Consider the following 25,316-nt stretch of genomic DNA (forward strand, 5'->3'; position numbering starts at 1 on the left):
ACTTTTATTGTTCAATTTATTATAAAGAATACTCTCTAAATTATGTTTAAATGGAGCACAAATAATATCATTGATGCAACTGGCGGAAGAGACGTAAATGGTTGTAATTGGATACATAGCTCAAATATTTCAACGGACACAAGAAGCATAAAAAAAGGTGATTTATTTATTGCCCTCAAGGGAAAGAATTTTGATGGCCATAATTTTTTGCATGAAGCGTTTTTAAAAGGGGCTGTCACTGCAATAGTGAGTGAGGGTAAATATAAAGATTTCCCTCTCATTATTGTGCAAGATACCCTGAAAGCTTTGCATGATATGGCATCATACTACATTAGAAATGTTCTTATTGATGCTAAAGTTATTGCAGTTACAGGCAGTGTCGGGAAAACCACTACAAAGGATATGCTGCACACTGTTTTATCGCAATATGGAGTGTCCCATGCAAACGAAGGTAACTTAAATAATAATATAGGATTGCCTTTGACAATTCTAAAAGCTCCAAAAAACTGCCAGTACTTAATCCTTGAAATGGGAATGAATAAAGTTGGTGAAATAAAAGAATTATCAAAGATTAGTAATCCGAATATTGCAGTTATTACCAACATCGAACCTGCACATACTGAAAATTTTTCATCACTATTTGACGTTGCACAAGCGAAGTTAGAAATTCTGTATGGTACGAAAAATAACGGTACTTTGGTCTTGAACAGAGATAATAAATATTATGATTATCTCTCATCACACGCCAATAGAAATATAATAAGCTTCGGTAAAGATAAAAATGCTGAAGTTTGCTTATTAGACATAATAAGAAATGATGACGGGCTAAATTTAAAAATAAGACTAAATAATAATCAAATTATAAACTGTAATTTACGTGTACAAGGTGAGCATTTTGCTTATTCGCTACTTGCTGTTGCAGCAGTTGTGCAAAGCCTCGGACTTGATTTATCAAAATTACCACTTGCACTTAAGAATTTTAGTGTAGCGAAAGGTAGAGGCAATATTCATAAGGTCAAATACAATAGAAAATATATACATTTAATTGATGACTCCTATAACGCCAGCCCTGCTTCGATGAAAACTGCAATAAAAACTTTGAGTACATATTCTAATCAGAGAAAAGTAGCTTTGCTTGGTGATATGTTGGAACTTGGTGATGAAAGCATAGAGTTTCATACAGATTTGGTTAAGATTATCACAGAAAATAATATAGATAAAGTTTATACAGTTGGTAAATTTATGTTAGAATTGCATGAGCTTTTGCCAGATAATATAAGAGGCACGCATTTTAATGATTCTAATCAATTGAAAAGTGATTTAGCTAACATTATTCAGAATAATGACGCAATTCTAGTTAAAGGCTCACGAGGAATGAAAATGGATCTTATTGTACGGGAATTCGTAATAAAATATTAAGCGAAATCATTGTATTAATTTACAGTAACAAATTATTAGGAACTTTAATTGTGACAAAACGTGTAATTATTTTTGGTGGAACGGGGTTTATAGGGAAACACATCGTAAGACGCTTGGCAGCAGAAGGATATTTAATAAAGATATGCACTCGTAATCAGGAAAAAGCTGCTTGTTTAAAATTGTGTGGCAATTTAGGACAAATATCAGTATTTAAAGGCGATTTTTTTGATGAAAAATCAGTTCTGGATGGTATGGAAGAATGTGATGTAGCTATAAACTTAGTGGGAATATTATATGAAGCAAAAAAGCACGATTTTTACGCTGTTCACGTTAAAATAGCTGAAAGGATAGCAAAAGCTGCAAAAATGAAAAATGTACCTATGATGATACATTTTTCTGCTATGGGAATAGAAAATAGCAAGTTGTCAAAATATTCCAAAAGTAAATTGGAAGGTGAAAAAGCTGTAACTTCAGCATTTCAAAAAGCAATAATAATTAGGCCAAGCCTTGTATTTGGTAAAGAAGACAACTTCTTTAATAAATTTGCAAGATTAGCAACTATTCTTCCTTTCTTACCACTAATTGGCAATGGAACAACTAAATTTCAGCCAATATGTGTAACAGACTTAGCTGAAGTGGTATATCGTATTATCAGTTTTAATAAGCAAGACAAGAAAATTTATAACATGGGTGGACCAAAGGTTTACTCTTTCAAAAGCTTATTGAAGTTTATTCTGAATGTTACTAACAGAAAGTGTTTGTTGATCAATGTATCTTTTCCAATGGCAAAGTTAATAGCTTTCTTTTTAGAAAATAAAATTATTTCTATGCTGTTAAAACCAATAACCGGAGATACGAACCCTATGCTTACTCAAGATCAGGTGAAAGTTATGATGAATAGTTCAATCGAAAAGTCAGCTGACCTTGAAACAATGAAGGTTCGACCGTTAGCAATTGAAAATGTGGTGCCAGAATACTTGAAGATTTATAGAAAGTATTGATAGAAGAGTGTGCCCGGTAGGATTCGAACCTACGACCCACAGCTTAGAAGGCTGTTGCTCTATCCAGCTGAGCTACGGGCACACAACATATATAAAATGCTTCTTAGTACAAGTGAAGTCAAGTATTTCGTGTGAATATGATGTTTATCTTACAACACCTTGTAATTGCAGTTGTGTATCACGCGCTGCCGAAATTGGATGCGAGAAGTCCATTTATTTTAGAAAATATTATATAGAAAGTTGCTTGACAAACCTCGCCAGCCCCCTTATCATGAAACTGAAGCTATTTTATTTAACTTCGCAATCTCTGCAGCAGATTAAAATGACAAGAAAACTTGTATTTGGCGTACTATTGTTTAATTCTTTGCACTATGTGCACCGTATGTCTTTATCAAATTTCTAGGTTTTTACCTATACAAGCTGAAACGCGCTTATAAAGCGTTCAAGACATCACCCAACGTCAAATTTTAAAATAGAGAGTGTAATAACTAGCTACCACGGGTTTTCTTTGCCTTTTTTTCTGTTTAGTAAATTTCTTAATGTTTATAATTTAGATTAGTTGCGGCTTAAAAGCAACTAAATTGCGGTTATTAAGCGTTTAGAATAAAAAAACGCCATACTTGAAAGTATAATGTAAGTAATTAGCCAACCATGGGGCTTCTTTTGCCTCTATATTACTGTAAGTGGCGCTGTAATAATGTGCTGACGCTTAGTTTAAGCGCGGTTTGGCTGAATGTAGAAAAAATTTAAAAGACATGCAGCCGCTATAATTTTATGTAATCCGCCAAAAAATACCCTAAGTTTTTTACTGAATTTTGTCATTGAGCCTGCAGGTCAAAAACAAGTTTTGAGTCATAAATACCCTTATTGTCATAACAAGGGGGCTGGCGGAGTTTGTCAAGTGGTTTTTTGTTTCATCCAACGCGCTGCCAAAAGTTTGTTATGCAAGGTATCCTAGGCTCTGTGGACAAAAAATATGAAAAGAGAGAAAAAGATGGTAGTTTAGCCTAATAGGTAAAAAATGGAGAAACTACCATATGCAATATTACATCAAAGAGGAAAATTGGAAACAAATTTTAGGCTCTGTGGACAAAAAATATGAAAAGAGAGAAAAAGATGGTAGTTTAGCCTAATAGGTAAAAAATGGAGAAACTACCATATGCAATATTACATCAAAGAGGAAAATTGGAAACAAATTTTAGAGTTCATAAAAAGCGTAAAAGGAATGCACAGCAAAGATGAAAAACGTTTAAGAATATTCATAGAGGCAGTGTGGTACATAGTGCGAAGTGGTTGCCAATGGAGACTTTTACCAAAAACTTATGGTAATTACAGGAGTATACATAAGCGATTTAAAAGATGGTGTGAAAGAGATGTCTGGAAAAAATTGCTTGAATATACTAAACAAGAGCCTGATTTAGAAGTTGCTATAATCGACGGTACGATCATCCGAGCCCATCCATGTTCATCTGGATATACAAAAAACTCCAAGGATCAAGAAGCTTTAGGGAGGAGCAAAGGTGGCTTTACAACTAAAATACATGCGCTTGTCGATGCACTTGGAAATCCACTTAAATTTACTCTGACTCCTGGTCAAAGAAATGAAATTACGCAGGCACAAGTGTTGACCGAAAGTATCTATAACTCTACTGTAGTAGCTGACAAGGGCTACGATAGCAATGCCTTTGTTACAAGTCTTGAAGACAAGGGATGTACAGTAGTTATTCCGCCAAAACGGAATCGAAAAGTGCAAAGGTATTACGATGAGCATATCTACAAAGAACGTCATTTGATTGAGTGTTTTTTTGGTAAAATTAAAAATTTTAGGCGCATTTTTTCCAGATTTGATAAAACTGCTGAGGTTTTTATGGGTTTTCTCAATTTTGTTGGAGCTCTTGTATGGCTTCTCTAAAATTTTGTCCACAGAGCCTAGAGTACATGCTATAAATAATCAGCAAGCGATGATTTCATTTACTAAAAACCATATTTATTTTACTTCCGATATACAAAAAGATACTAGAAACTCTAATCAGACCTTAATTACCAAGATGAATAGCGTCCCAATAGGTGTTGTGCTAATAATTCACCCAAGCATTAACATTGATACTAGTGAAATATTCATGGATATACATCCAACTTTATCAAGAATTAACGGCTACATTAAAGATCCAGATATAGAGTACATCGCACAGCAGAGTAAAATGAAATTAAATAGCGACATTCCAATTGTTGAAATCAGAGAAATGAACTCTATGTTAAAAATTAAAAGCGGTGAAATTATGGTAATCGGCGGGCTTATAGAACATAGAGAAGATAAGCAAAGCTTTAAAGCTACATTACATCAGAAGTCAAAAAGGCTAGCGAATAACATTAGAACAGTAGAAACTGTCCTTTTTTTAAAAGCAACAATCGTACCAACATTTGGTTTGTTAGATAGAAAAGATAAGAATTTATATATATATTAAATCACTACTAAAAATTAAATATTAAACCAACTTCAATATTGTGAGTAGATATGTCATCTGCAACAGGTATCGGAACGCTAAAGTAACGATAGCCGAGAAAGGTTTTTACTTCTGGGATTATTGAATAGTTCATACCAAGCTTTATTTGATAAGCAAACCAAGGAACATTAAATGGCATTGAATTTTGGGGTGACCCATTAATCCTTTTTAATCTAAAAACTGTTGGTCCTATACCAAGACCGATGTACGGAGCAAATTGTGTACTTTGAATGTTGGGATTATAATAAAAATTTAATAAAAACGCAAACACGCTTGCTGATTTATCAAATACCAGAGGAGAATTACTACTTTCAATATTGGCTCTAGAATACATGGTTTCAAAATCAACTCGGCCATTTTCTCCAGCATAGTAACCTAAAGATATGCTGCTGAGCCACTGGAAATCAATTTTACCATCAAATTTTTTTATGCTTTTAATTTCATCTCCTAAAAATAGATCTAAAAGAAAACTACCATAACGGCCCTCAGCTAAAGCAAGAACTCTTTTTCCTATTGCACGTATACCCTTCACAAATGTTTCTGAATTATCATGGTATACCTTACCACCGTTAGCACTAACATAAAAATCAAGTTTTTTTGATTTTTCTTTTGTAGGCTCAGCTTGATCTGCAATACGTGACCACATATTTTTCTGATCAGCTACTTGGAGAATAGAAGGTTGTTCAGTAGGACTACTTTCAAGTTCTTGATATTTTAAATTATTTATTAGTATTTTTTTCTCAGTAACCTCTTCAGAACGTATTACACTTTCATTATTGTCTGCTTCTAATTTTAAGGGTTGTACTTGCTCAATGTGTGTATTATCACCAATATAAGTAATAAAAAAATAGACACATGGAATGAAAATCAAAAATAAAGTAATAGATATTCTAGTTATCATAAATGAATTCACAATTATCATTTACAGTATAATTACTATATCGTATATTTCTTCAATGTACAAAAATTAAGAAAGAATATTTCCAATTAAATAATTATTTTCCACTCCTTTAACATTAACTTTCACAATACTCTTGGCTTGAGCTTTTGATTCAAGCTTTACTAATGCAAAATTTTCTGTTCTACCGACATTATTTTGCTCAACCAGAATACTTTGTTCAGTGCCTATCAAAGATTGATAAAAGCTACTCATCATTTCTCTATTCATTTCTCTTAAATTTTTTACTCGTTCTTTACGCACATTCTCTGGTACTTGTGGCATTCGTGCAGCAGGTGTATTCTTCCGCTCTGAATATGGAAAAGCATGTAGGTAAACTATATTTGTTTTTTTCAGTAAATCAACTGTATCCTGAAACATTTCATCAGTTTCTGTTGGAAATCCAGCAATAATATCAGCACCAAATGCTATATTAGGCCTCAAACTCTTCATTTTATGACAAAATTCTATCACTTGTTCTCTGTTGTGACGACGCTTCATTCTCTTTAGTATTAAATTGTTACCAGATTGTAGACTCAAATGTAAATGAGGCATAAGTCTTGACTCATTAGCTATTAAATCCATTAATTCGTCGTCAACTTCAGCAACATCGATAGAGGAAAGTCTTAGCCTCTTCAACTCTGGTATATCTTTTAAAACTCTCCTAATCATTGAACCAAGTGATGGCTTAGCAAACAAATCTGTACCAAAGTCAGTAATATCAACACCTGTAAACACTACTTCTTGATATCCATTTTCTACAAAGATCCTAATTTGCTCTATAATACTGTTTATTGGCACAGATCGATTATTCCCTCTTGCCTCAGTAATTGAGCAAAATGTGCAGCTATGATTACAACCATTTTGAATTTCAATAAATGCCCTTGATTTATCTTCAAATCCATTAATTAGAACAGGTTCTACTTGGTTATCACTGACTAAGATTTTATCGTCATTTAGTAAGTAATTTTCAGCTTTTAGCTTATCTTGATTACCGAGCACTTTACTTACACCAGGAATGCTACTGTAAACTTCTGGATCCAACTGAACAGCACAGCCAACTACGATAATTTCTTTACTTGGGTCGTTTTTATAGATCTTACGTATTTTTTGCTTTACTTGGCGTTCTGCTTCGTTTGTCACTGCACAGCTATGGACCACAACAACATTTTTTCTTTCTGCTTTTTTTAATGCTTCTTTGATTAACTCACTCTCGTAAAAATTTAGACGACAACCAAATGTTATCACTTCATTCATGCTAGTATTTTTTAGACCTTACAATTTAAATTATATCACACATCCAAGCAAAGTCTCTTGCATGACCATTGTTTTGGTAGATAAATGCTCTGCTGCGTTGTTTTTCGGAGGAATTTTCGTTTTTATGCCATAATGAAAAATATTTCCTCTTTTTTCTAGAAATTTGTTATATTCTCTATGGTTACTGACTCTCATTTTTTGTGGCATATTTATCCTTAAATCGTCATTTTATAATGAATTTAGTCAGTAATCACTAGTTTTTTTCTGCTGCTATGCAACAAAGCCACCCCAGTGTCATGCTACTTGAATGACAAGAAAAAACCCACTGGGATAACAAGATTGAGATAGACTAGAAATTAAACGCTACTCCAGCTTCTGCACCAACAGTGCTGTAAAGAACTGTATGTCCTCCTTTTCCTTTGTCACCACTGCTTTTATCGAAATTAGCACCATAAGAACCGAAATAACGAGCTCCAGCATAAAGTTTAACTTCTGGAGTTACATCATAACTAACACCAGCTTTTACTTGACCAGCAAAACCAAATTTATAGGTTTGACCATCCACGGCTGTATTTAAAGGAGTGCTAATACGCGCTGCACCAACACCAATACCAACATATGGAGTGATAGGCATATCTTCAATTGCTACATCGTAATAAACGTTAACTAGTCCTGAAATTGCTGTTAAACTGTCTGCAACAGTATCTGGCGTAAATTTTGCATCTGCAACATCATTTTTGTTTAGGTATGAATAAACTCCTTCAACATCAACCCTGATGTCGTCCATTTTGTAACCAAACGCACCACCACCAGCTATAAAAGATGCTTTTAATGGATTATGAATGTCTGTGTCCTTTTTATATTCAATACCTTCAATTTTTGTGAAAAGAGGTAAAATTTCACCGTTGTATTGCAAACGAATGTAGTAGCTAGTTTCTTCATCACTTATTGGACCAACAGGATCTGAAAAAGCAGAGTTTGATAAACTTAGCAACGTTGCTAAAGCGGCTGCTGAAAAAAACTTTTTATAATGCATAATTGTCCTCGTAAAAAAATTAAAATTCCACTTTAGCAGTCTAAGTAACAACTAAAGTTAAGTCAAGTGCTAACTTAATAACACAAAATATCCTACATTTTAACTAATTTTTAGGAGAAGACAAAGATTTTATTAATGAATAAATAGAGTTACACGATTTTTTTACTCTTGATTTTTTGGTATAGCTAACACAGATAAGATTTACTATCGAAAGACCTCGTCATTCCGCTACGTGTTAGCGGGATCTATGCTTTGAGATACCGCGGCGGTATGACGGTTAAGTAGGGTGTTATCCGAGTAGCTGACACTGGGATGACATTATAGGGGCTACTAGGATGACAAAAAAAGGAGCACTGGAATGACAGGAGAAGGAGGCACTGGGATGACAGGAGAAGGGGCTACTCGGATGACAAGAAAGGAGCACTGCCATTATAGAGTGAACCAGTGTCTGGGCACTGGGATGACACCCCATAAGTGTTGAAAGTGCAGTCACACAAGGTGATTAATGGTATGTAAATCTCCTCTTGATATCAACCTTCGTTGTTGGGAAAGCAGATAAACCACGTCAAAAATTCGCTTAAACCTTCTAACCACAGGCAAAAAGGCGCTTTTTTGATTTATTTTATTATCATTGAAATTTATGCCATTAACCACCTTATATAATGCCACTTATAGCACTTTCAACACTTATGGATGACACCCTTTTAGATGGAAACCAGTGTCAGCTACTTGGATGACACCCTCATGATGGGAATTGCTCTCAAATCACAAGTTCGTGCAGTGATGGTGCTCCTTTAAGAAGCACCATTTACCTAAGATTTTTTTGAGGCTTGTAATACCTATTGACATGTTCTGGTAGCGGGATCCCATTTTTGAGTACCAGTGCAACCACGATTGCATACCTCTTGTCCTGTTATTGCCTTTACAACTGCAGGAGCACCAAAAAACGCAGCAGTAAACATACCTAGTGCAAAAAGCGCAGGCCATGGCATTCTGCCAAATATTGAAAGCAAAGCTGCACCTATTATCACTATCGTGATCATTGGTCCGCCTAGTGTTTTAGTATAGTCTATTATGTTGCATATTGTCGATGTTGTTACATCATCAGCAGCATTTGCATCAAACGCAAAGGAGAGAATTAAAGCTACAAGTAGAAGAAAATTTTTCATTATGCCTCCGATAATTTCTATTTAATGCTGGATTATCTACCATTTTGATTAAATTTGGGTAAATGATACAAGAAACATCATTTACCTAAACTTTTTAAGATTTCTTACAAACATAATCTCCCTTTTTATTAGGTTTCAATGTTTTACCAGGCTCACACACGCATTTTTTTGCGTCAAATGATGTTATTTTTGAAACGACTACAGGAGCGCCAAAAACACAGCAGTGAATGTACCCAATGCAAAAAGTGCTGGCCATGGCATTCTGCCAAATATTGCAAGCAAAGCTGCACCAATTATTACTATCGTGATCATCGGTCCACCTAGGCCATGAGTATAGCTTACTATTTTGCATACTACTGCTGATGTTGCGTCTATAGCATACACATCAAACGCAAAGGAGAGAATTAACGCCACTAGTAGAAGAAAATTTTTCATTATGCCTCCTCTCATCTCTGTTTTGTGCTAGATTATCTATCACTTTGATTAAATTTAAGTAAATGGTGAGGATTTTTTGCTTAAAAGTATCCTTTATTTCATTTAGAATACTTTTCTTGGTTCGTTTATATTGCAGTGCTACAGAAATTTTACAGCATCGTTTATTGCCTTTATCGTGCTTTGATTGACACAATTCATAATGATGGAGTGGAGCATGCAGGATATCTATCATTTTTAATCCTGTTATCGATATTTCCTTTTCTTATTGTTTTAATGGCTGTGGCGTCAACATTCGCAAATTTCTTAGACCAGTATAACATTGGCTGGGTATTTATCATTGATAACATGCCACAGGATATTTTGGCATCTTTGATGCCGCGTATCAGAGAGATAATATCAGGCCCGCCACAAAGCTTACTAACTTTAGCAATTGTAGGCGCTGTTTGGACCGCCTCGTCAACAATTGAAGGGCTAAGAACAATATTGAACAAAGCTTATAAAGTTCCGGTTTCACCACCTTATATATTAAGAAGGTTGTTAAGTATACTACAATTTTTAGTGATCACGCTTATTATAACTCTAACTATAGTGTTTTCTACACTAGTACCAATGCTAATTGATTTTTCCTATCAGGGGATTAGTTATACTAAATATCTCCTCATTGAATTTGTGCTTTTCACAGTAGTCTCTTGGCTATATTTTATGTTGCCAAACATAAAACAAAATTTATCAGACGTCTTTCCTGGATCTTGTGTGGCTGTTATTCTTTGGACAATTTCCGCTTCAGCTTTCAAGCAATATTTAAAAGCTTCCTTTGATCAACTGAATTTGATATATGGAAGTTTAGGTGGTATGGTAGTGTCATTACTATTTTTTTATATGCTAAGTTTGATTTTTATATATGGAGCAAAATTTAATTTTCAGCTAAAATATTTCAATGAATCTCGCTAAGGAGAAAGAAATGGGTAAGTTAGAAGGTAAAGTAGCTTTAATCACCGGAGCTTCAGGTAAAATAGGTTCTGCTGTTGCAAAAAGGTTTATAAGAGAAGGTGCATGTGTGATTCTGATTTCAAGATCTCTTGATAATCTCAAGCCACTATATAATGAAATTGAAGAGCTTGAAGAATTTAAAGAAGGCTCTGTGAAACTAATTCAGCTTGATCTTCTAGACTTTGAGAATGTAAAGATACTGACAAACATGATAGAAAGCCTGAAATTATCAGAATCTGGAGCACTTGATATATTAGTTGCATGTACTGGAATTTTAGGCAAACTGAACCCCATTCACGACTGTGAGGTTGAAGAGCTACAGAACGTAATGAATACAAATTTTACTGCCAGTTGGTACTTACTAAAAAACTTAGATCCAATGCTAAAGAAGTCTAATGCTGGAAGAGTGATATTCATGACCTCAGAGGTGATACTTTCTCCTTCCTCTTATCCATATTGGATGCCGTATGCTGCAAGTAAAGCTGCACTAGAAATAATGGTGCAGATATATGCATCTGAGACAAAACATACAAAATTATGTGTAAATGCTGTATACACGAGAGGACCTGTGGGTAGTGAGCAGGCATTTCCTGGATCTGAATTGGTGTCACCTGATGAACTAACAGACAAATTTGTGGAGTTAGCTTCTGAAGATTGCAGCGCATCAGGACAAATCTTACCGCTCAGCAAATCTCCCGAATAAATTACCATAGTATCTGCAAAGATACCGTTAAGCCCACAACTGTATGAACATTGTGATTTGAGTCCACTAGGAAGGATGTCATCCCAGTGCCTCTATGGTGTCATTCCAGTCTGGAATCTAGTCTTTATTATGCAGCCACTTATTTAAAGTTAAGTTTTCTAGGCTCTGTGGACAAAATTTTAGAGAAGCCATACAAGAGCTCCAACAAAATTGAGAAAACCCATAAAAACCTCAGCAGTTTTATCAAATCTGGAAAAAATGCGCCTAAAATTTTTAATTTTACCAAAAAAACACTCAATCAAATGACGTTCTTTGTAGATATGCTCATCGTAATACCTTTGCACTTTTCGATTCCGTTTTGGCGGAATAACTACTGTACATCCCTTGTCTTCAAGACTTGTAACAAAGGCATTGCTATCGTAGCCCTTGTCAGCTACTACAGTAGAGTTATAGATACTTTCGGTCAACACTTGTGCCTGCGTAATTTCATTTCTTTGACCAGGAGTCAGAGTAAATTTAAGTGGATTTCCAAGTGCATCGACAAGCGCATGTATTTTAGTTGTAAAGCCACCTTTGCTCCTCCCTAAAGCTTCTTGATCCTTGGAGTTTTTTGTATATCCAGATGAACATGGATGGGCTCGGATGATCGTACCGTCGATTATAGCAACTTCTAAATCAGGCTCTTGTTTAGTATATTCAAGCAATTTTTTCCAGACATCTCTTTCACACCATCTTTTAAATCGCTTATGTATACTCCTGTAATTACCATAAGTTTTTGGTAAAAGTCTCCATTGGCAACCACTTCGCACTATGTACCACACTGCCTCTATGAATATTCTTAAACGTTTTTCATCTTTGCTGTGCATTCCTTTTACGCTTTTTATGAACTCTAAAATTTGTTTCCAATTTTCCTCTTTGATGTAATATTGCATATGGTAGTTTCTCCATTTTTTACCTATTAGGCTAAACTACCATCTTTTTCTCTCTTTTCATATTTTTTGTCCACAGAGCCTAGGAAGTTTCTTTTTGGTTTGACAGGTTTTATCTGTCCGGCGCTGTTCTGTAACATCAGCCAAAATCTTCAGTATTTTTTCTGGCTTCATACTTCTATCTTTTGTTATAGTCACTTTTTTTGCGAGTAATGGCTCTATTCTCTTAAGTAACCTACATACATTTGCGTTGTGCACATTGAATAGGCATCCTAAAAATCTATGTGTTATGTAAGTGCGATAGTACAAAATTACGCAAAACAACTTATCTTCCAGAGTTGGTAGTTTTGATCTTCTACCATGACACTTTTTCTGTTTTTCAAGCTTTTCCCATCCAGACCTCACTTTTTCTACTACTTTTTCGAACTCCTCTATAGTTAAACCTGTTATATTACGAAAGTTTCTTGGGTGTTTTTTCATATTATAGTAACTAAAGCTCATTTTTTTTCCTTACTTGATCTGCTTATTCTTCTTCTACCTCTCTCACATCATTTTTTCAATCACCTTTTGCAGCAGTTCTATAGATTCCCTGTTAATTTTTTGGTTCATATCTTTTCTACTCTCATTTCCTATTCCATCAAATCCAAAAAGCCTTCTATTTCCTATACTTTCTTCCTTCCTTAATCCAGAATTCGCGTTTATAGGGTTTTTGGCTGTCATTTGCTTTATCTTCCAGCATATTCACCAAATTTCAATCTCAAGATTTCATCTTGTAAAACAGTTGGTCTCCCATAAGAGGTCTACTCAGACCTCTTACTGCACCTCCATATAGACTTGTAGCTTTTAGTTGCTAATATCATAAATGAGTAAATATATTTTTTTTATTGACATCAATATCTCAACAAGTAGAATCGAAGTTTTGACTGTAAGGGTAAGAACAAATGAAAACTTTCACTCCATTAGGTTACTCAATTGCCGCTTTTTCATTGTCTATGTCTACTTTGATAGCTGGAATATGTGCCTATTCTGTAGCTTCTGCAATTTCTAGTGCTGCTATCAGTCCCGTACATTTGCTAGGAGTTTTCTCTATAGTGGTTGTGGTGAGCTCAATGGTATATCTTATTAAAGCGGTTATTCCTTCAAAGAATCCGGATACACAAGTAGGCTGCAAATTACCTAAATTAGCTGCTGTTTTTTTGCTATGTGCATCTGGTTTAGTGTCTGGAGCATGCATTTGCCCTGTGGTTTTAGTAATTTCTAACGCTACCATAATTCAAGTGCTTTCTGCAGTTATTGGTTCTGTTTCTATGGTTGTTGCATTGTGTTCAATACTGCATCTTCTCGGATTACATGCTTCTGCAGTGTTGAAAGAAACTACTTTAACATCTAGTACAGTAACTTTCCAAGAAAAAGATCTTTCACCTACTTTTCGTTCAGATAAAGCTGGTGGTGTATGGTTTATTCCAGATACTCCTTATCCTACACCATCACCTTCGCCTTCTCTCGCTTTTGCATATAACCAAACTTTTGCTGCTCCAGACCAAAATGTAAATGTGTCTGTACCAGGTGCTCCTTATCCTACACCGCCACCTTCGCCTCCTCTCGCTTTTGCATATAACCAAACTTTTACTGCTCTAAATCAAAACCAGGAACAACAACAAGTCCTAGCTCAACAACAGGCTCAAGCACAACAACAAGTCCTAGCTCAACAACAGGCTCAAGCACAACAACAAGTCCTAGCTCAACAACAGGCTCAAGCACAACAACAAGTCCTAGCTCAACAACAGGCTCAAGCACAACAACAAGTCCTAGCTCAACAACAAGTCCTAGCTCAACAACAGGCTCAAGCACAACAACAAGTCCTAGCTCAACAACAAGTCCTAGCTCAACAACAGGCTCAAGCACAACAACAAGTCCTAGCTCAACAACAAGTCCTAGCTCAACAACAGGCTCAAGCACAACAACAAGTCCTAGCTCAACAACAGGCTCAAGCTCAGCAACAAGCACAGCAAAAAGAGGGTAAAAGCCTCGGGGACCATGTCGCAGATATTCTGCAGGAAGTGCAAAGTGCGAGTACCTCACTGAAGAGGCGCAGTGCGCAGGAAATCGACCAGTTTCTCAGCAGTGAAAAAGAAAGACAAAGGGAAACAGGAAGAGCAAAATCAGTTAAACATAGAAAAATAGCTTCACGTGAAATACCTAAATGGCCAGCACCTCTTAGTCCGACTCAAGCGAAAAATATGGTTTCAGACTGGCAAGAAGAGATGCATGAAAACCAGCATAATGAAGATGATCAAGTTATGAAAATTCAAGATCAAAGTGAACGTAAAAAAAAGACAGAAGCAATACAAGCCAGACGAATGCTAATTAAACAAAAAGCTAAAGCGATAAACGAGCAGATAGATAAAATGAGCCCTAACGATAGAACAGACGTGAAAATTCTACAAATACTGCAAAGTATATTCCCTGTGCAAGAAATTGGTGATGTACCAGTTACGAATGTATATCCTACAGATTCTGTACCACTACTTCTCTCAGGGACTTCAACTCCAAATGGTATACCAACACCACCACCTCTCCCAGCGACTTCAACTCCAAATGGTATACCAACACCACCACCTCTCCCAGCGACTTCAACCGAGTGTATGCCAATACCATCTCTTTTAAGAGATCAATCGCTTGAGGCACCTTTTACTTTAGGTACTAATACGCTTGCTTTTAACTAGTTAATCATAACACACGAAAAAACTGGTTCCGGTGCTTAGGGTAATGGAACCACAACCTTCACGAGCTTTTACAATGAGTATTAAGAAATTTACCAAGCGGGAAAAAAGGCAAAAGAAACCCTGTGGTGGTTAGCCATTTAATATGTACCATGATATGTATTTTCTTTTCAATAACTTCTTTTTCTGCTTATCACTCATATTGAGTGGCTTTGTTGCGTAGCTAGCTATGATGGATTAAAGATAAAAAAGAAAGATGGAGAATATCAGTAGCTTATTATTCTGGTATTTATAACAAGAACGGTCAGTGAATACCTAAATTTGAGTAAAAGAAATTTCACTACCACTCACTAATCCGGCTAAAATTCAAGAATTTCAATGCTTTAGCTATTTTCAATAGAATTAAATTTATTAATATAAACAATAAATTACTATTCTTAAATTTGACCAGATTGATTAAAAAAAACAAGATTTTCAATAGGTTGCTTACAATCCTAACTATAGTTAGCCTTTCATAAGTAGCGATACAACAAAGCCATATTGAGTAGACAAAACTCTATAGTGTCTACTTCTTTGTAAACCTCTACTGCAGATTGACCTTACCCAGAAAAAGTGGAGAGAAAGTTTGGAATGTTTTTTACAAAAAGAATGATGCATCAAATTGTTCTGGAATGCAATAGTTAATAGTGACGTTGTTTGTTATAAAAAATTTCTATGTATTCAAATATTGCAGTTCTAGGCTCTGTGGACAAAAAATATGAAAAGAGAGAAAAAGATGGTAGTTTAGCCTAATAGGTAAAAAATGGAGAAACTACCATATGCAATATTACATCAAAGAGGAAAATTGGAAACAAATTTTAGAGTTCATAAAAAGCGTAAAAGGAATGCACAGCAAAGATGAAAAACGTTTAAGAATATTCATAGAGGCAGTGTGGTACATAGTGCGAAGTGGTTGCCAATGGAGACTTTTACCAAAAACTTATGGTAATTACAGGAGTATACATAAGCGATTTAAAAGATGGTGTGAAAGAGATGTCTGGAAAAAATTGCTTGAATATACTAAACAAGAGCCTGATTTAGAAGTTGCTATAATCGACGGTACGATCATCCGAGCCCATCCATGTTCATCTGGATATACAAAAAACTCCAAGGATCAAGAAGCTTTAGGGAGGAGCAAAGGTGGCTTTACAACTAAAATACATGCGCTTGTCGATGCACTTGGAAATCCACTTAAATTTACTCTGACTCCTGGTCAAAGAAATGAAATTACGCAGGCACAAGTGTTGACCGAAAGTATCTATAACTCTACTGTAGTAGCTGACAAGGGCTACGATAGCAATGCCTTTGTTACAAGTCTTGAAGACAAGGGATGTACAGTAGTTATTCCGCCAAAACGGAATCGAAAAGTGCAAAGGTATTACGATGAGCATATCTACAAAGAACGTCATTTGATTGAGTGTTTTTTTGGTAAAATTAAAAATTTTAGGCGCATTTTTTCCAGATTTGATAAAACTGCTGAGGTTTTTATGGGTTTTCTCAATTTTGTTGGAGCTCTTGTATGGCTTCTCTAAAATTTTGTCCACAGAGCCTAGCTGAATAGGGGATTTCATCCACCTTTCAACGTACAGTATGATCCATTTGCAGTCTGTATGCTTCTTGATAGCTTGCAATGTCAATTCGTGGTCCAAATTGTCGAAAGACTTTGTTTTATTCATTAACTCCTCCCTCTCGGTTGATAAATAATTAAAACTAAATCCCTTCACTCCATTTCCATTACAGAAACTTCTTCGCTACTACGAGCTCTGTTTTTCGCATCGGTACTCTCATCCTCAGAGATCAGCTCTTTGGACTTCTCCCTTATCATCGAAACGACAGGTTCCCGTAGTTCCATGCAATAGCCTAAAATAGATTCACGCCACTTTTATGCCGGACATCACCCACCCAGTAAACAAGCTCCCGATGGGTTTATCCCAGGTTAACCCTGGTTTTGACGTCGTCTCTACGCTTTCGACACTTCATCAGTGGTTCACTTGCGTTCGTCTCTCTATTTCACACATGACACATAATTGTGCCTTTTCCATAACGCTCACTACCTTACCAAAGCAGCTTATGGCTGTTTGAAGCCTGCTCTTGCAAACCGGCTCCGAGGGGCCCTCCCTCATCTACTGCACAGCTTCAACACTTCCCGTGTTTCTACGGCGCACTGTCATCCCAGTGCTCCTTTTTTTTGTCATCCGAGTAGCCCCTTTTTTGTCATCCAAGTAGCCAACACTGGTTCACTCTATAATGGAAGTGCTCCTTTCTTGTCATCCCAGCGCCTATTTCTTTGTCATCCCAGTGCCCAGACACTGGGATCCAGAAAAGTTTGCTTGTAAGCAAGCAAACTAGCATAGAAAGTGGTTACAACATTTTCGATGAGATTATATGGAAAACTGGATCCCAGTGTCTGGGCACTGGGATGACAGCAGTCCTACGTCATACCGCGATTCATTCGCGGTATCTCTTAACATAGATCCCGCTAACACGTAGCGGGATGACGATTGTCAGGGTGTCATCCAAGTAGCTTCCTTCTCCTGTCATCCAGCCCTTCCATCCAAGACGGTGTCATCCGAGTAGCTGACACTGGGATGGCTTTGTTGCATCACACTTTATGAGATGGTGATTTATGGTAAATTCATGTAACTATCTCAAATTTAGCCATACCAATATCAGTGAATTTATTAAGCAAATAGCATTTAGTTCTTTTTCTCGATTTATCTCAGATTTATTCCTAAAACTAAATCCGAATATTTGCTTTAATCTTGAGAAAAACCCTTCAATATAAGATCTTTTCCCATAATTTACTTCTTTTTTCCATTCTTTCACGCCATCTTCACCGTATAATTTTATTAACCTAATAGCAGCATTTCTGTCAGACATATAATCTATTTCTGGATGTTCTGCCGCATTGTTTATTGGTGGAATTTTTGCCTTTATATCATATTCGTTACACAATTTATAAAACTTGTGCCTATCATATGCCCTATCTGCATATAGTGCTTTTATGACATACTGAAAATCGACTTCTTTTAGCAAATCACAAGCTCCATAGTGATCAGACCTTTACTGTATTTTACAGCTATGGCTTTTTTGTTGTTTATATTCAACATTACGTGCAATTTTCTCGTTTGCTCATAGCCACTCTGTCAGTGCTATTTTCCTTGCTGTGTGTTGTTGTATATACTAATTCCTGTACTGTCTATAGCAATTTCAATATCTTCCATATTATTTTCTGCAATCATTTATCTTAATATTAAGTTTCTTTTGATGCTTGTGAATAGCTGCAAATCTCTTCCTATTTGTTGCAAATACCCTTTTATAAACCCGACTGTTTGTCTTAAACCAATTCTAAAGAAACTGACGATTATATGCACCAAAATCACAACTTTATCACTATAAATATAGTTGCCGCCCTGCATTTTTGGACTATTCTCGTACCAATTTTCTATGGCGTCATTGATATAACAAAAAATGCTTCCTCTTTCTTGGAGAAATTTGTTATATTCATGGCAGTTACTGACTCTCATTTTTTGTGGCATATTTTTTCTTCAACAGTTAAATGGCTATTTATAATGAATTTTGTCAGTAACTGCCAGTTCTTTTCACTTGAGCGATGCAACAAAGCCCACTGGGATCCAGAAAACTTTATTATACACTATACAAGGAGATTATGAAACACGCATCTGAATTTTTAAATTTTATCCAAGAAAGAGGGTACCTATACCAATGTACAAACATTGAAGGACTAGATCAGTTATTATTGCAGAGCAATTATATAGTCGCATACATTGGGTTTGATTGCACAGCACCAAGTCTTCATGCTGGTCACCTAATTCAGATTATGATGCTCCGTCACCTACAAAAATTTGGTTATAAGCCGATAGTCTTACTTGGAGGTGGCACAACAAAAATTGGTGACCCATCCTTCAAAGATAAAGCAAGAAGCATCTTGCCCGTAGAGAACATCAATCAAAATACATCCAGCATAAGGAGAATATTAGAGAAAATGGTGTCTTTTAATGACAGCAAGACTGGTGTAATGATAGTAAATAACGCAGATTGGTTGGATAACATAAAATACATAGATTTTTTGCGTGATATAGGAGCTTATTTTTCTGTAAATCGTATGCTAAGTTTTGATAGTGTGAAAATCAGGCTGGATAGAGAGCAAACCTTAAGCTTTCTGGAATTTAATTACATGCTATTGCAGGCTTATGATTTTGTTGAGTTGAATAAAAAGCATGGCTGTCGTCTGCAGATTGGAGGGTCAGACCAGTGGGGAAATATAGTAAACGGAATTGAGCTTGGAAAAAAGTTGAATTTACCTGAGCTGTTTGGCCTTACTGCCCCTCTTTTATTGAATGCTCAAGGGGTAAAAATGGGCAAAACTGAAAGTGGAGCAGTGTGGCTTGATGATAATATGCTAAAGCCTTACGACTACTGGCAATATTTTCGCAACGTTGATGATCAAGATGTTGGACGTTTTTTGAGATTGCTCACTGATGTGTCAATTGATGAGATCAAAAAGTTAGAATCCTTAAAAGATCAGGAAATAAATGAAGCAAAAAAAGTTTTAGCAACAGAAGTGACAAAAATATGTCATGGTAATAAAGAAGCAGAACTTGCACGATCTGCGGCAGTCTCTGCTTTTGAAAATGAAGACAGTTCACTACTTCCTGATTACATCATAAAAAAAGAACAAGTTGCAAGCGGTATATCCTTAGTAGACCTACTGCATGACACCGGTTTTGAACCTTCAAAAGGCGCTGCAAAGCGTTTAATACAGGGCAATGGGTGCAAAGTTAATGATAATATTATAACCGACGTTAACTACATAATAAATTCCGAGAGCTTTAAAGGTCAGCCATTTATAAAATTATCTGCAGGAAAAAAACGCCATATAAAAGTTGTGGTGGGTTAATAAATTTTTATGGAAGAAAGGATATATTAGAAAATTGAGGGCTTTATATATGAAATAAGGAGGCAAAAATGAGACTGTATTATAAAGATATCACAGGTCTTATCAAAGAACCCTACCTCTCTAGCGGAAGAGATTATTTTAACAAAGGAAAGGTACAGATTATATCTGTTAATGAATCTCAAGCTAAATCAAAGGTAGTTGGATCAAATGTATATCGAGTAACACTAAAGCACGATGGTCCTCTTTTCAGTGGAACATGTTCCTGCCCTGCATTCTGTTACTTTGGTCCATGTAAGCATATGGCTGCAACGGGTTTTGCTTTGATTGATCTTGACAGAAAGGAGTATCGATCATCTATGTGCCCGGGATATGTTGATGAACAAACTCTCCTTGAAAGGTTTTTACTTAAAAAAACAAACAAAGAGCTCATTTCAATAATTGTTCGTCTAGGCTCTGTGGACAAAAAATATGAAAAGAGAGAAAAAGATGGTAGTTTAGCCTAATAGGTAAAAAATGGAGAAACTACCATATGCAATATTACATCAAAGAGGAAAATTGGAAACAAATTTTAGAGTTCATAAAAAGCGTAAAAGGAATGCACAGCAAAGATGAAAAACGTTTAAGAATATTCATAGAGGCAGTGTGGTACATAGTGCGAAGTGGTTGCCAATGGAGACTTTTACCAAAAACTTATGGTAATTACAGGAGTATACATAAGCGATTTAAAAGATGGTGTGAAAGAGATGTCTGGAAAAAATTGCTTGAATATACTAAACAAGAGCCTGATTTAGAAGTTGCTATAATCGACGGTACGATCATCCGAGCCCATCCATGTTCATCTGGATATACAAAAAACTCCAAGGATCAAGAAGCTTTAGGGAGGAGCAAAGGTGGCTTTACAACTAAAATACATGCGCTTGTCGATGCACTTGGAAATCCACTTAAATTTACTCTGACTCCTGGTCAAAGAAATGAAATTACGCAGGCACAAGTGTTGACCGAAAGTATCTATAACTCTACTGTAGTAGCTGACAAGGGCTACGATAGCAATGCCTTTGTTACAAGTCTTGAAGACAAGGGATGTACAGTAGTTATTCCGCCAAAACGGAATCGAAAAGTGCAAAGGTATTACGATGAGCATATCTACAAAGAACGTCATTTGATTGAGTGTTTTTTTGGTAAAATTAAAAATTTTAGGCGCATTTTTTCCAGATTTGATAAAACTGCTGAGGTTTTTATGGGTTTTCTCAATTTTGTTGGAGCTCTTGTATGGCTTCTCTAAAATTTTGTCCACAGAGCCTAGGTGACCAACATCCAGAAATTTTTGAAGAACTAGAGGATGAAGAATATGAGCAATTCACTCAAAGTAAGTTTTCAAAATTCGAGAATTATGTATAAAGTGATTGGAAAGATGGTGAGATCAGGTAATCTATAGCTGATCCAAGGAAGACATCATACCGCCGCGGCGCATAAGTGTTGAAAGTATCAAAAATAACGTGATATGAGATGATCAACGGCATGTAAATTACCTCCCGACAGTAAAACAATCGAACGTATAAAAGAGTCATTTAGATCCAATGTGAATTGCAGTAATGCTATTTTGAACCCATGTAGATTATTTTTGATTTTATAAACAAGAAATAACAAAGCCGTAATAATAATCATGTACCTTCATGCCATTCATAGTATGGCTTAAAAAGTGCTTATATCCAAGATTTTGCTTTATAAATTTAAAGAACACTTCTATATCCCATCTGCGCCTATATAGCTCTGTTACTTCATAAGCTGGCATTTCAAACAAGTTTGTCAAAAACCATATTTCATCTCCAATTTTATTTCTGATTTTTATTAGCCGTAGATCATGCTTTTCTGCCACTTTACCTCGTGCACGATAAAGATTAACTATTATATCTTCTAAAATCTCTGATCCATCCGATTTTTGTTCTCTTATAACTTTGTTCCTGCTTATAACATCATGTTTTCTTCCTACTTTAACTCTTGTGATAAATTTGTACTCCTTTTCATCAAATTCGGCAAAAGTTCCAACTTTTCTGATTCCTCTATCAAATAATAAAATATCCTCTTTTTCAACTTTAGCTTCATTAATTGCTCTCACTAATGCTATATCTTCACTACTTTCTTCTTGTCCTTTACAAAATCTTATACTTGTCGGCAATTGATCCTTTAATCCTACACTCACTTTAACTTGACTGTCGTTACTTTTACCGCCTATTTTTAGCCCATCTTTTATGAGATATCCCGATAAATTTATGATCGTCGAATCAAACTTATGTAAGTTATTTGATGTTTTTTGGGGTAATAGCTTTTTAATCTTGCTCATCAAATCAATATATACTCCCTTAAAATATTCTGGATTTATAACTTTTAACCTTTTTGACAAACCACTGTATGTTACTGTACTTTTATCGCTATTCTTATCCATTATACACCTGTTTATTACCATTTCTAGCGCTCTTAGGCTTGTTTTTTGCCCCATTAATATTAACTTCATTAGACCTTTAAATATAATCTTGCCCAACAATTTAGTATTACATTTATCTACTTCACTTAATTTTCCTAGCCTTTCTAAATCCTCATCTTTTATTAAATTTAGTACTCTTTCTATTTGATCCATTATTGCCTCCATTTTCTTGCAATAATAGTTCTTTATGTCTTTCTTGTGTTACTTTCAACACTTATGGGGCGCTGGCCTGACAACCGTCATCCCGCTGCTTGTTAGCGGCTGAGAGATACCGCGGCGGCATGACGTGTTAGCTATACCTTTTTTCTACTTAGCTTGGGTTATGCAAGAAGTCTAATAAAGTGAAAGTAAATTTATTTACCAAGATAGAGTTGCCTTGGTCTACAGATCTTAGTTTCTTTATCATTTATCATTTCATACCACTGAGTAACCCAACCAGTGGTTCTTGCAAGTGCAAAAATAGGCGTGAACATATTTGAGGGAATATCGATAGCATTCATTATTATACCTGAGTAAAAATCAACATTTGGATATAACTTACGCACGATAAAATATTCATCCTTTAAAGCTATTTCTTCAAGTTCTTTTGCAATCTTGAGCAGTTTATTATTTTGTTCTAGTTTACTTAGAACCTCATAGCAAGCGTCTTTCAATATCCGCGCGCGTGGATCATAATTTTTATAAACACGATGTCCAAATCCCATCAATTTAAATGGATCTTTATCATCTTTAGCTTTTTCGATGAATTTATCTATATCTCCACTTTGCTCTATCTCTTTTAGCATATTTATAACTGCCTCATTAGCTCCACCATGTGCTGGTCCCCAAAGTGTAGCAACTCCTGCAGAGAGGCTTGCAAACAAATTAGAACCAGCCGATCCCACCAATCTGACAGCCGCCGTAGAAGCATTCTGTTCATGATCGGCATGGAGAGTAAATATTTTATCCAGAGCTTTTGCAAAAAAGGCATTATTAACAGCATCGCCAAATATCATCTTTAAGAAATTTTCACTATAACTTAATTTATTGTTAGCATTTATGAATTCCTGATTGTTGATATGCCTATAAATCATTGCAACAATTGCAGGAACTTGTGCTATTGCAGAAATTCCAAAATCTAGATCTTCACCATTGACACTGTTGCCATGCTTTTCATGGTAAGATGCTGACAAACTTGCAAAACATGCAATTAAAATCGACATAGGGTGAGCAGTTTTTGAAAATGCTTTGATTACATCTGTAACTTGCTCTGATACTTTGGATGATTCTTGTATTTTGAGAAGAAATTTTTTGTGTTGCTCTGAACTGGGTAGTTCACCATAGAGCAATAAATAAATCACAGCAGTAAAACTATTATTCTCTGCCAAATCAGCTATATCATGTCCCCTATATTTAAGAACTCCTTTATCTCCATCAATGAATGTAATTGTGGAAGAGCATGAAGCTGTGGAAACAAACCCCGGATCATAAGTGAATAATCCTGTTATCTTATATAAATCCTTGATATTTAACACATCAGGACCTGTTGTTCCGCTTAATACAGGTAGCTCAATTTTTAATCCATTACTTAGTTCTAATAGCACTTTCTTATCCATCACTTAAGCTACTTAAATTTTATACAGAATATACAAACTGAAGAGTATATATTAATACAGTTAACTTTACATTAACCGTATTAAGCGGTCATCAATGCTTTTACTTTTGCATTTAAGCGACTTATTTTACGCGCAGCAGTATTCCTATGAATAACACCTTTATTTACACACTTGTGTAAATTAGATTCAGCATTCCGAAATGCCAGAACAACATTTTCTTTGTCGCCAGACTTGACTATATCAACCAGTTTTCTAATAGCGGTGCGAGTTTTACTTTTCCGCATCTTATTTATTAAAGTGCGCTTTGCTATTACCTTTATCATTTTTTTAGCACTCTTATGATTTGCCATATATTAATACCTAAAATACTGTACTTTTTTTTAATTATAAAGTTTTTTTGTTAATTTGCAATATCAGTTTTTTCTATGGTTAATCTACTGCTTCTCTCTTCAATAATTTTTTCTAAACTTTGCAAGAATTCATTTTTGTTTAACCCAGGATATATTGGGGGCAATATTTCTATTACTGCCTTTCCGGGATTCTTTCTCAGAGAAAGTATGCTTTTTGGCCAAAACAAACCAGTGTTTAAAGCAACCGGTAACACAGGAACAGATAATACGCTATATAAAGCAGCAATACCTGGTTGATATTTTATATTTTGGTTTATAGTCGTTCTTGTACCTTCAGGAAATATTATTATGCTTCTATTTTCTCTTATACGCATTTTTGCTAGTTTAATTATATGGCGTATAGAACTGATACCATCTGAACGGTTAATAAAAATCATTTTCAGCGCTATAAGATGTAAACCAATGAATGGAATCCATTTCAATTCACGTTTTAAAATAAAAACCGCTTTTCTAAATAGTAGTATAAAAATAAATGTTTCAAATGGAGATTGGTGTTTAGATGCAATGATAAAAGGTTGCTTAGGAATGTTTTCCATTCCCCTCACTTCATATTTAATGCCACATAATAAACGCAGCATGAATAATACAACTCTCACCGAACAGACGAGGAAAATGGTTATTACATACTCAGGAAAGAAAATTACAGGGAGAGCAATTAAAGTATAGAATACTTCCCATAATATAAGGAAGAAATTAAACAATAAACTTGAAATCACAAACTCACATAAACTTATTTGAATTTAACTTTACTACAAATTAAAAGCAA

Annotated in this window: 23 protein-coding genes, 1 tRNA gene and 5 pseudogenes; 14 read left to right on the forward strand and 15 right to left on the reverse strand. The window is 35.4% G+C overall.

The window, feature by feature from the left end; all coding sequences use genetic code 11:
• Positions 1-42: 42 nt before the first annotated feature.
• Both OPR26_RS05965 and OPR26_RS05970 read left to right on the forward strand, forming a co-directional pair.
• Positions 43-1,419, forward strand: a complete 1,377-nt coding sequence (locus tag OPR26_RS05965; protein ID WP_265015751.1) for a UDP-N-acetylmuramoyl-tripeptide--D-alanyl-D-alanine ligase — start codon at positions 43-45, stop codon at positions 1,417-1,419.
• A gap of 50 nt (positions 1,420-1,469) precedes the next feature.
• Positions 1,470-2,420, forward strand: coding sequence for a complex I NDUFA9 subunit family protein (locus OPR26_RS05970; RefSeq protein ID WP_265015752.1), 951 nt, complete (start codon positions 1,470-1,472; stop codon positions 2,418-2,420).
• Positions 2,421-2,428: 8 nt separating this feature from the next.
• On the opposite strand, the gene OPR26_RS05975 is transcribed toward OPR26_RS05970, so the two are convergent.
• A tRNA-Arg gene (locus OPR26_RS05975) sits at positions 2,429-2,502 on the reverse strand.
• 1,077 nt (positions 2,503-3,579) lie between these two features.
• Between OPR26_RS05975 and OPR26_RS05980 the strand changes: the two genes are divergently transcribed.
• Positions 3,580-4,332, forward strand: a complete 753-nt coding sequence (locus tag OPR26_RS05980) for an IS5 family transposase (RefSeq protein ID WP_264702259.1) — start codon at positions 3,580-3,582, stop codon at positions 4,330-4,332.
• A gap of 16 nt (positions 4,333-4,348) precedes the next feature.
• A pseudogene (locus tag OPR26_RS05985) lies at positions 4,349-4,885 on the forward strand (type II secretion system protein GspD); the annotation flags it as partial.
• Between the two features lie 7 nt (positions 4,886-4,892).
• On the opposite strand, the gene OPR26_RS05990 reads toward OPR26_RS05985, so the two are convergent.
• The 4 genes from OPR26_RS05990 to OPR26_RS06005 all read right to left on the reverse strand — a co-directional run bounded on the left by OPR26_RS05990 (position 4,893) and on the right by OPR26_RS06005 (position 8,154).
• Positions 4,893-5,825 carry an outer membrane protein gene (locus OPR26_RS05990; RefSeq protein ID WP_265016297.1) on the reverse strand — a complete coding sequence of 311 codons (933 nt, stop codon included), beginning with the start codon at positions 5,823-5,825 and terminating at the stop codon, positions 4,893-4,895.
• Positions 5,826-5,891: 66 nt separating this feature from the next.
• The gene (mtaB, locus tag OPR26_RS05995) at positions 5,892-7,118 is read right to left on the reverse strand and encodes a tRNA (N(6)-L-threonylcarbamoyladenosine(37)-C(2))-methylthiotransferase MtaB (protein WP_265015753.1); all 1,227 of its coding nucleotides are present in this window, start codon (positions 7,116-7,118) and stop codon (positions 5,892-5,894) included.
• Positions 7,119-7,148: 30 nt separating this feature from the next.
• Positions 7,149-7,325, reverse strand: coding sequence for a hypothetical protein (locus tag OPR26_RS06000; RefSeq protein WP_265015754.1), 177 nt, complete (start codon positions 7,323-7,325; stop codon positions 7,149-7,151).
• A 142-nt stretch (positions 7,326-7,467) separates the two neighbouring features.
• Positions 7,468-8,154: a P44/Msp2 family outer membrane protein gene (locus tag OPR26_RS06005; protein ID WP_265015755.1), complete on the reverse strand. Its 687-nt coding sequence runs from the start codon at positions 8,152-8,154 to the stop codon at positions 7,468-7,470.
• A 358-nt stretch (positions 8,155-8,512) separates the two neighbouring features.
• On the opposite strand from OPR26_RS06005, the gene OPR26_RS06010 reads away from it, so the two are divergent.
• Positions 8,513-8,635, forward strand: coding sequence for a hypothetical protein (locus tag OPR26_RS06010; RefSeq protein WP_265015756.1), 123 nt, complete (start codon positions 8,513-8,515; stop codon positions 8,633-8,635).
• Positions 8,636-8,993: 358 nt separating this feature from the next.
• On the opposite strand, the gene OPR26_RS06015 is transcribed toward OPR26_RS06010, so the two are convergent.
• Both OPR26_RS06015 and OPR26_RS06020 read right to left on the reverse strand, forming a co-directional pair.
• Positions 8,994-9,323, reverse strand: a complete 330-nt coding sequence (locus OPR26_RS06015) for a TrbC/VirB2 family protein (protein WP_265015757.1) — start codon at positions 9,321-9,323, stop codon at positions 8,994-8,996.
• Between the two features lie 94 nt (positions 9,324-9,417).
• A pseudogene (locus OPR26_RS06020) lies at positions 9,418-9,758 on the reverse strand (TrbC/VirB2 family protein).
• Positions 9,759-9,893: 135 nt separating this feature from the next.
• Between OPR26_RS06020 and OPR26_RS06025 the strand changes: the two are divergent.
• Entirely contained in the window at positions 9,894-10,709 is an 816-nt protein-coding gene (locus tag OPR26_RS06025; RefSeq protein ID WP_265015758.1) for a YihY/virulence factor BrkB family protein, read from the forward strand.
• Entirely contained in the window at positions 10,696-11,451 is a 756-nt protein-coding gene (locus OPR26_RS06030; RefSeq protein ID WP_265015759.1) for an SDR family oxidoreductase, read from the forward strand. The genes OPR26_RS06025 and OPR26_RS06030 overlap by 14 nt, the downstream gene beginning before the upstream one ends.
• A gap of 179 nt (positions 11,452-11,630) precedes the next feature.
• On the opposite strand, the gene OPR26_RS06035 is transcribed toward OPR26_RS06030, so the two are convergent.
• Positions 11,631-12,383: an IS5 family transposase gene (locus OPR26_RS06035; protein WP_264702259.1), complete on the reverse strand. Its 753-nt coding sequence runs from the start codon at positions 12,381-12,383 to the stop codon at positions 11,631-11,633.
• An 87-nt stretch (positions 12,384-12,470) separates the two neighbouring features.
• Positions 12,471-12,881, reverse strand: a pseudogene (locus OPR26_RS06040) (helix-turn-helix domain-containing protein); the annotation flags it as partial.
• A 78-nt stretch (positions 12,882-12,959) separates the two neighbouring features.
• Here OPR26_RS06040 and OPR26_RS06045 point away from each other — a divergent pair.
• Positions 12,960-13,064, forward strand: a pseudogene (locus tag OPR26_RS06045) (IS982 family transposase); the annotation flags it as partial.
• A gap of 337 nt (positions 13,065-13,401) precedes the next feature.
• Here the strand turns inward: OPR26_RS06045 and OPR26_RS06050 are convergent.
• Complete coding sequence (locus OPR26_RS06050; RefSeq protein ID WP_265015760.1) at positions 13,402-13,650, reverse strand: hypothetical protein; 249 nt, start codon at positions 13,648-13,650, stop codon at positions 13,402-13,404.
• Between OPR26_RS06050 and OPR26_RS06055 the strand changes: the two genes are divergently transcribed.
• Both OPR26_RS06055 and OPR26_RS06060 read left to right on the forward strand, forming a co-directional pair.
• The gene (locus OPR26_RS06055; protein ID WP_265015761.1) at positions 13,622-15,106 is read left to right on the forward strand and encodes a hypothetical protein; all 1,485 of its coding nucleotides are present in this window, start codon (positions 13,622-13,624) and stop codon (positions 15,104-15,106) included. The two genes, OPR26_RS06050 and OPR26_RS06055, sit on opposite strands and share 29 nt — an antisense overlap.
• 815 nt (positions 15,107-15,921) lie before the next feature.
• Complete coding sequence (locus OPR26_RS06060; RefSeq protein WP_264702259.1) at positions 15,922-16,674, forward strand: IS5 family transposase; 753 nt, start codon at positions 15,922-15,924, stop codon at positions 16,672-16,674.
• Between the two features lie 1,103 nt (positions 16,675-17,777).
• On the opposite strand, the pseudogene OPR26_RS07585 reads toward OPR26_RS06060, so the two are convergent.
• Positions 17,778-18,681: pseudogene (locus OPR26_RS07585) on the reverse strand (IS5 family transposase).
• 131 nt (positions 18,682-18,812) lie between these two features.
• Here OPR26_RS07585 and tyrS point away from each other — a divergent pair.
• From tyrS to OPR26_RS06090, 4 genes are all read left to right on the forward strand, one after another.
• Entirely contained in the window at positions 18,813-20,063 is a 1,251-nt protein-coding gene (tyrS, locus tag OPR26_RS06075; RefSeq protein WP_253302919.1) for a tyrosine--tRNA ligase, read from the forward strand.
• Between the two features lie 68 nt (positions 20,064-20,131).
• The gene (locus OPR26_RS06080; RefSeq protein ID WP_265015764.1) at positions 20,132-20,566 is read left to right on the forward strand and encodes an SWIM zinc finger family protein; all 435 of its coding nucleotides are present in this window, start codon (positions 20,132-20,134) and stop codon (positions 20,564-20,566) included.
• A 26-nt stretch (positions 20,567-20,592) separates the two neighbouring features.
• Positions 20,593-21,345 (forward strand): IS5 family transposase, encoded by a 753-nt coding sequence (locus OPR26_RS06085; RefSeq protein ID WP_264702259.1) that lies wholly within the window; start codon positions 20,593-20,595, stop codon positions 21,343-21,345.
• Positions 21,333-21,461, forward strand: coding sequence for a hypothetical protein (locus tag OPR26_RS06090; RefSeq protein WP_265015765.1), 129 nt, complete (start codon positions 21,333-21,335; stop codon positions 21,459-21,461). The genes OPR26_RS06085 and OPR26_RS06090 overlap by 13 nt, the downstream gene beginning before the upstream one ends.
• A gap of 229 nt (positions 21,462-21,690) precedes the next feature.
• Here OPR26_RS06090 and OPR26_RS06095 read toward each other — a convergent pair whose 3' ends face one another.
• From OPR26_RS06095 to OPR26_RS06110, 4 genes are all read right to left on the reverse strand, one after another.
• The gene (locus tag OPR26_RS06095) at positions 21,691-22,710 is read right to left on the reverse strand and encodes an IS4 family transposase (protein ID WP_265015549.1); all 1,020 of its coding nucleotides are present in this window, start codon (positions 22,708-22,710) and stop codon (positions 21,691-21,693) included.
• 188 nt (positions 22,711-22,898) lie between these two features.
• The gene (locus OPR26_RS06100; RefSeq protein WP_265016298.1) at positions 22,899-24,140 is read right to left on the reverse strand and encodes a citrate synthase; all 1,242 of its coding nucleotides are present in this window, start codon (positions 24,138-24,140) and stop codon (positions 22,899-22,901) included.
• An 80-nt stretch (positions 24,141-24,220) separates the two neighbouring features.
• Positions 24,221-24,490 (reverse strand): 30S ribosomal protein S20, encoded by a 270-nt coding sequence (rpsT, locus tag OPR26_RS06105; RefSeq protein WP_265015766.1) that lies wholly within the window; start codon positions 24,488-24,490, stop codon positions 24,221-24,223.
• 50 nt (positions 24,491-24,540) lie between these two features.
• Entirely contained in the window at positions 24,541-25,266 is a 726-nt protein-coding gene (locus OPR26_RS06110) for a lysophospholipid acyltransferase family protein (RefSeq protein ID WP_320157069.1), read from the reverse strand.
• Positions 25,267-25,316 lie beyond the last annotated feature (50 nt).

Origin of the sequence: Wolbachia endosymbiont (group A) of Anoplius nigerrimus (genome assembly GCF_947251795.1) — a bacterium.
GTDB lineage: Bacteria > Pseudomonadota > Alphaproteobacteria > Rickettsiales > Anaplasmataceae > Wolbachia.